Origin of the sequence: Pontibacterium sp., from assembly GCF_041587635.1 — a bacterium.
In the GTDB taxonomy this organism is placed as follows: Bacteria; Pseudomonadota; Gammaproteobacteria; order Pseudomonadales; family Balneatricaceae; genus Pontibacterium.
In genome coordinates, this window is sequence record NZ_JBFGYC010000703.1 from 1 (window position 1) to 1,684 (window position 1,684).

Genomic DNA, 1,684 nt, shown 5'->3' on the forward strand with positions numbered 1-1,684 from the left:
CGGTTCTTCGCCGAAAAAACAGAGAAAGCCGATGCTGATATGGCGTTTACCGTCGGTCTGATTCACAATATTGGCCGCCTCTTGCTCCACATTTCCAAACCGAAATTAGCGCAAGCTATCCAAACACGGGTCGATGAAACCGGCTGTAGCCGCTCCGACGCAGAGATGGAGCGCCTCAATTTTGTAACACCACAAGCCGGTCAGGCTTTGCTGAATATGTGGTCTTTCCCTGCTGAACTCGGCGAAGCTGTTTTACAGCATAAAAAACCGACTGATTTTGAAGACCCGTCTGCCCTTGCAGCCGTGGTTAATCTCGCGTGTGTGATTAACGCCGCACGTCGAAATAAAACGGATATTGCTGAACTTCGGGATTTCTTCCCATTGGACGTAGCCGAGATCGCAGGCCTCTCCAGCGGTATTCTCTCTGAGCTTAGCGACGCATTAGAGCTGGAATCAGGCCTCGAAGGCCTGAACGAGTAATCGCTCCATACAGGCACAAAAAAGGCAGCTAAATTAAGCTGCCTTTTATATTTCAAATATCGTTATCCAATCAGGAATCTTCCGTCTGCTCAACGCTAACCGCCTCAACGGCAAGAATCAGATCATCAACATCCTGCATTGCCCGGTGCCGACGAAACTGGCTACGCGCGATAAATCGGTACTGAATGAGCCTTTCGGCACTCAGGATAGCTTCCAGCCCGGCCATGGTAAATTCTGACGATACACCCACCGCTTTAAACAGTCGACGCATCCAAAAAGAATCAAACTCCAACGCATCGCTGATCAGCGTTTTACCCTTCAACGCTTCGTTCAATCGCTGACACGCGGCCTCTGCACTGATGCCTTCTGTCACCAATCGCTCGCGGTCAAGGCCATGCAGTTCTTCGGCAAACTCATCCCAGTAACGCCAATGAGAAATGCTGTCAGGATTAATAAAGAAGTTATCACTCAGGCCTGTCGCAGGACATTTCCAAGCAACCTCAATCGGGTAAGACTCAGCACCCAACCCGCTGGCCTCCAGATCCATATAAATTATGTCCACTCAACCTTCCCTCTTATACAACAGCACCTTAAGTCCCTTTTCCGGCTCCGCTTCCGGGAAATCAGCCGGATTTTTCAACCTTTCGACAAAGTGAAAATCCGGACACTCCTCCAACATTAAACCTTTCAGAAAGTCGGTCCCCAGCTTCGGGTCATTATGACAGGCCATTACCTGACCATTTTCGGCAACTAACTCCGGCAGACGGCGAATCACCTTACGGTAGTCCTTCTCTGCGATGAAGCTGCCTTTCTGAAAACTTGGCGGATCAATGACAATCAGATCATACGGGCCAAGTTGACGAATGCGCTTCCATGAACGGAACAGATCATAGGACAGAAATGTAACAGCCTCTTTGGCAAAACCATTAAGACGATGATTTTCCCGACCTGTATCAATCGCACTGCGCGACATGTCGACGTTTACCACATGCTCTGCACCACCTGAAATAGCCGCTACAGAAAAACCACAGGTGTAAGCAAACAAGTTAAGTATACGTTGCCCTTGCGTATTTTGCTGAACCCAACGCCGACCTTCACGCATATCAAGGAACAATCCACTGTTCTGATTGCGAGACGGTTTAATGTGATATTTCACGCCCAGCTCAGTCACTTCTGACTGCTCCGGCACGTCCCCCCATACAAC

General features: G+C 49.3%; 3 protein-coding genes. 1 reads left to right on the plus strand and 2 read right to left on the minus strand.

From position 1 onward, the window contains the following. On the plus strand, window positions 1-480 hold a 480-nt coding region (locus tag ABYW01_RS20940; protein WP_372836489.1), incomplete at its 5' end, for an HDOD domain-containing protein. A 70-nt stretch (window positions 481-550) separates the two neighbouring features. Here ABYW01_RS20940 and ABYW01_RS20945 read toward each other — a convergent pair. Together ABYW01_RS20945 and ABYW01_RS20950 are read right to left on the minus strand one after the other, a co-directional pair. Then, window positions 551-1,042, minus strand: coding sequence for a hypothetical protein (locus ABYW01_RS20945; RefSeq protein WP_372836491.1), 492 nt, complete (start codon window positions 1,040-1,042; stop codon window positions 551-553). Continuing rightward, on the minus strand, window positions 1,043-1,684 hold a 642-nt coding region (locus ABYW01_RS20950; protein WP_372836493.1), incomplete at its 5' end, for a class I SAM-dependent methyltransferase.